Below are 4288 nucleotides of genomic sequence, written 5' to 3'. Positions count from 1 at the left end.
ATGAAAATGCCTGATTTTGGCTTGTACGTCCTCTGTTCGACCTCAGGACAAACATGTTCGTCCTCCGCCGTTGTTCGTCCTCAATTCAATGAAATCAATCACTTGGAGCCAAAAGAGGTCGAACAGGTTCGTCCTCTTGTACGTCCTCTGTTCGTCCTCGAAACCCAAATGAATTTAGCATCTTACGCTGATTGGAGGACGAACAATGAAAGCCCCCATACTACGTATGGGGAGGCCAACCGGCAGGTTTGGCCTCTCCTCCCATACGTCGAGGGGTATCCGCGCGCGCGTGCTCCGGCGCTCCCTGCACATTCCGATCCGACGACGGCGGCCCGTACCGCCAAGCACATGACCGCCGTCGTCTTCCACCCCCGCAGCCAACCCGAAAAGGAGACCACGATGGCTGAAGCGACTCTGACCACCAGGATGCGGGAGGCAATCCCCGATCTGCCACCTGCCTTCCGCGCCGACCGCACATTGCTCGCGCTCGATCTCGGCACGACCACAGGCTGGGCCCTGCATGGTGCCGATGGGCTGATCACCAGCGGCACCGTGTCCTTCCGCCCCGGCCGGTTCGACGGCGGCGGTATGCGCTACCTGCGCTTCAGCAACTGGCTGGGCGAACTGGACCGGCTGTCCGGACCCATCGCGGCCATCTGGTTCGAGGAAGTCCGCCGCCACGCAGGCACCGACGCGGCCCACGTCTATGGGGGTTTCATGGCCACGCTGACAGCATGGACCGAGATGCGCGGTGTGCCTTACGAGGGCGTGCCCGTCGGCACCATCAAGCGGTTCGCCACCGGAAAGGGCAACGCCAACAAGGAGGCCATGATCGCCGCTGCCCGGTCGCGCGGGTTCAGCCCAGCTGACGACAATGAGGCCGATGCTATCGCGATCCTGTTCTGGGCGCTCGAGACCAAGGGGGGAATGCAATGAGTGGGATGCGGTTTGTGCCCAAGGGCTATGGCGGGCATCGCCGCAGCCCCGACGACGTCAAACGCGACGGCTGGCAGGAGCAAGGTCTGCTGGCTGTGGCCGCCGACGACCACCGCCTGACCTGGCCCGAACGGGAATTGGTCCGGCAGCTCGGAGAGAAACTGTACGGGCAGTGCCTGCGAGATCGGGAGGTGTCACAATGACGGACTGGACACCGGAGTTGGTCGAAGAGCGGCTCGCCGAAGCTGCCTTCGTTCTCAAACGCCTGCCCGAGCCGCGCAGGCAAGGGTATTTCAGCACCTGGCCGGAGACGGTCTACAGCTTCGCCGACAAAGTGGGCCAGGAGCCGAAGCCCATGCGCGTGCTGCCCTCACCGCAGGCAATCAGCCGGATGGAGGAGACGCTGACCTGGACCGCCTGCCTCGAGCCCATCGATGGCAAAATCGTCTGGATGAAGGCGCATGGCGAACGCTGGAAGGAGATCTGCTGGGCTGTCGGTTTGCAGCGCTCTGCAGCCCACCAGCATTGGCAATTCGGGATTTCCGTCATCGCGCTGACCCTCAACAGGCGAAGGTTCAACCGCAACATGTCGAAGCGCCGCGTGATCGAACTGGCCGCTGGCGCGTAAGCGCACGCAGCCACTAGGAAAGTGTCCGGCGGACAGTTTTCGATGAGACAAAAAGCCCGACTGGGGGTTAGAAACGGGATATACTCGGGAGAGGCGCGCGCGGGACGGTCTGCGCCGCTGGACCCCTGGGTCCACCGAAGGGTCCAGTCGGGGTCCAATCCTCTAACCCTTTGAGTTCTTGGTTCCTTCTGGGCCACTTTCGTATGCTGGCGGGCGAAGCGCGCAATATCGCTAGCGATAGGGCCGGATTTTTGGGAAGCCACCCCATTGGGTATCCACCCGCGACCTGCTGAAAACCACAACAAAACAAACTCTTGAAGCCGGCCACTTACGGTGGCCGCTGGACCCTTTGCGGAGTCCAGGCTGGCTGCCGGTATCCGGAGTCCAGGGGTCCACCCCATCGAGGCGCACCCAAATCATGACGCTGAGCTTTGCCCCGGACGCGATCGAGATGTGGCCGCTGGCCAGGCTCCAGCCCTACGCGAATAACGCGAAGGCGCATGGTGCGGACCAGGTCGCGAAGATTGCCGCCAGCATGGCCGAGTTCGGCTGGACCGTGCCGTGCCTCGTCGCCGATGACGGAGAACTGATCGCGGGCCATGGCCGGGTCCTGGCCGCCACGCAGCTGGGGCTGACCGAGGCACCGGTGATCGTGCTGGGCCATTTGACCGAGGCGCAACGCCGGGCCTATCGCATCGCGGACAACAAGCTGACGGAACTCGGGACTTGGGATGAGGCGCTGCTGTCGGCGGAACTGAACGATCTGCTGGTTGAGGATTTCGACTTGTCGATGGTCGGCTTTTCCGATGGCGAGTTGGACAAGTTGCTGGCCTATGTGCCGGAGGGGGACGGTGAAGAAGGTGGCGCCGGTGGCTCCGTGCCGCCGGTGACCATCCCCGAACCACCGCGCAATCCGGCGTCGCGCACCGGCGATCTCTGGATCCTCGGCGACCATCGCCTCCTCTGCGGCGACAGCACCAGCGCGGCCGATGTGCGCCGCTTGATGAACGGCGAGCGGGCGATCCTGTTCGCGACCGATCCGCCGTATCTGGTGGACTACGACGGCTCGAACCACCCGACCCGCAACAAGGATTGGTCGGCGTCCTACGGCACCACCTGGGACGACAGTTCGCAGGGGGCCGAACTTTACGATGGCTTCATTGCCGCCGCCGTGGCGGAAGCCATCGCCGAGAATGCTGCCTGGTATTGCTGGCACGCCTCGCGCCGTCAGGCGATGCTGGAGGCCTGCTGGGAAAAGGCCGGGGCCTTCGTCCACCAGCAGATCATCTGGGTGAAGGACCGCGGGGTTCTGACCCGCTCGCATTACCTCTGGAAGCACGAGCCCTGCTTCATGGGCTGGCGCCGTCCGAACCGTCCGCCGAAGGTGGCCGAGGAAACCCTGCCGTCCACATGGGCGCTGCCCAGCTTCGCCAAGGACGACCGCCCCGATCACCCAACCCCGAAACCGCTCGACGCTTTCGGGATCCCGATGCGCCAGCATGTCGCCCGTGGCGGCCTCTGCTACGAGCCGTTCTGTGGCTCCGGGTCGCAGATCATGGCAGGTGAGGCTAATGGCCGCCGTGTCTTCGCGATGGAGATCAGCCCAGCCTATGTCGATGTCGCCGTGGAGCGCTGGCAGGCCGAAACCGGGCGCAAGGCAGTCCTCGAGGGTGATGGCCGGACCTACGCTCAGGTGAAAGCCGAACGGCTGAGGGCCAGTTCAGCGGGAGCAAACAGTTCTGAAGATCAACAATCCTCAGAAGTCGCGTAGAACCGGATATCCGCAATTGAAATATCGGCCTCGAACTCACGGCCAATCGCGACCAGACCAATTCGGCGAAGCCGGGCAGTGTTCAGCGGACGTTCCGTTCGATGCGGCACGAATTCAGAAAAAGGAAGATAGATGGTCGTCCAGCGGGACGGAGCGCAGAAACTCTGGCGGTAAGATTCCCAGGGACGGTGAATGTCTGATGTCCGCAGATGCAGGTTGTAGACCTGGTCGTTCCCGAAAACGTCCAACTTGATCCCGGTCCAGTTTCGCGCGTCGACTTCGCTGCCCGCATCGCCAAGATCTAGTGCGACCTGGAGAAAGCCACCGTTATTCTCAAGGCTGACACCGCCTAGCATGCGGATCGCCTTACGGCCCTCAACAACCTCGCGTCGCATCGTTCCGGCCGAAACCCCGCCCATCACGCGATCGGAAATAAGCGCCCAGCCGTTTCCAGTCACTGCCATCGGTGAGGTGTGACGGAGGTCATCAATTATTTCAGGGGCATCGATCATGATCAGAACTTCAACTGCTTCGCGCTCAGATCTAAGAACTCCTGTCCACAACGCAATCCCTGCGAATGGCAGCCAGTCACGCTTCATGTCGCTCGTGGAGGCTGTCGCCAACGTGTTTATCGGCTACGGCGTTGCGGTTCTTACGCAGATCCTGATCTTTCCAACATTCGGGCTGCACACCACGTTGGCACAGAACTTGAAGATGGGCGCGATTTTCACCGTTGTGAGTATTGCTCGGTCCTATGTGCTGCGGCGGCTCTTCGAGGCGATCCGGATGAGAAAGAAGAAGCCGCCGCTTACACGGCGACGGCTTCCTTATAGTCGGGACTTCAGCGGTTCGCCGGATCGAAATCAGCGCTCGATCCGATAATATGCGGAGCGCATGGTTATGCGGAGTTGGTCGTAAAATGCCAATTTGGCCAATGGGTTGAGCTGGCGGCG

Annotated in this window: 6 protein-coding genes; 5 read left to right on the top strand and 1 reads right to left on the bottom strand. The window is 62.1% G+C overall.

What is annotated here, in order from left to right; all coding sequences use genetic code 11:
- Positions 1-399: 399 nt before the first annotated feature.
- From HNS34_RS20500 to HNS34_RS20485, 4 genes are all read left to right on the top strand, one after another.
- Complete coding sequence (locus tag HNS34_RS20500; protein ID WP_456236987.1) at positions 400-936, top strand: crossover junction endodeoxyribonuclease RuvC; 537 nt, start codon at positions 400-402, stop codon at positions 934-936.
- Positions 933-1139, top strand: a complete 207-nt coding sequence (locus tag HNS34_RS20495) for a hypothetical protein (RefSeq protein WP_456236986.1) — start codon at positions 933-935, stop codon at positions 1137-1139. Before HNS34_RS20500 ends, HNS34_RS20495 begins: the two co-directional genes overlap by 4 nt.
- Positions 1136-1564, top strand: coding sequence for a DUF6362 family protein (locus HNS34_RS20490; RefSeq protein ID WP_172321925.1), 429 nt, complete (start codon positions 1136-1138; stop codon positions 1562-1564). The genes HNS34_RS20495 and HNS34_RS20490 overlap by 4 nt, the downstream gene beginning before the upstream one ends.
- Before the next feature lie 418 nt (positions 1565-1982).
- Entirely contained in the window at positions 1983-3335 is a 1353-nt protein-coding gene (locus tag HNS34_RS20485) for a site-specific DNA-methyltransferase (RefSeq protein ID WP_172321924.1), read from the top strand.
- On the opposite strand, the gene HNS34_RS20480 is transcribed toward HNS34_RS20485, so the two are convergent.
- On the bottom strand, positions 3311-3934 hold the full coding sequence (locus tag HNS34_RS20480; RefSeq protein WP_235952837.1) for a CIA30 family protein: 624 nt from the start codon (positions 3932-3934) through the stop codon (positions 3311-3313). The two genes, HNS34_RS20485 and HNS34_RS20480, sit on opposite strands and share 25 nt — an antisense overlap.
- On the opposite strand from HNS34_RS20480, the gene HNS34_RS20475 reads away from it, so the two are divergent.
- A complete protein-coding gene (locus HNS34_RS20475) occupies positions 3933-4217 on the top strand; it encodes a DUF7220 family protein (protein ID WP_456236985.1) in 285 nt (94 codons plus the stop codon). The two genes, HNS34_RS20480 and HNS34_RS20475, sit on opposite strands and share 2 nt — an antisense overlap.
- Positions 4218-4288 lie beyond the last annotated feature (71 nt).

Source organism: Alterinioella nitratireducens, assembly GCF_013155465.1.
Classification (GTDB): Bacteria; Pseudomonadota; Alphaproteobacteria; order Rhodobacterales; family Rhodobacteraceae; genus Alterinioella; species Alterinioella nitratireducens.
The sequence above is the reverse complement of the archived record's forward strand: the minus strand, read 5'-3'. Positions and strand labels throughout refer to the sequence as shown.

Excerpts from the sequence above, each read along its gene's own strand:
- HNS34_RS20500 (WP_456236987.1), top strand. The coding sequence starts at position 400 with ATGGCTGAAGCGACTCTGACCACCAGGATGCGGGAGGCAATCCCCGAT.
- HNS34_RS20495 (WP_456236986.1), top strand. The coding sequence starts at position 933 with ATGAGTGGGATGCGGTTTGTGCCCAAGGGCTATGGCGGGCATCGCCGC.
- HNS34_RS20490 (WP_172321925.1), top strand. The coding sequence starts at position 1,136 with ATGACGGACTGGACACCGGAGTTGGTCGAAGAGCGGCTCGCCGAAGCT.
- HNS34_RS20485 (WP_172321924.1), top strand. The coding sequence starts at position 1,983 with ATGACGCTGAGCTTTGCCCCGGACGCGATCGAGATGTGGCCGCTGGCC.
- HNS34_RS20475 (WP_456236985.1), top strand. The coding sequence starts at position 3,933 with ATGTCGCTCGTGGAGGCTGTCGCCAACGTGTTTATCGGCTACGGCGTT.
- HNS34_RS20480 (WP_235952837.1), bottom strand. The coding sequence starts at position 3,934 with ATGAAGCGTGACTGGCTGCCATTCGCAGGGATTGCGTTGTGGACAGGA.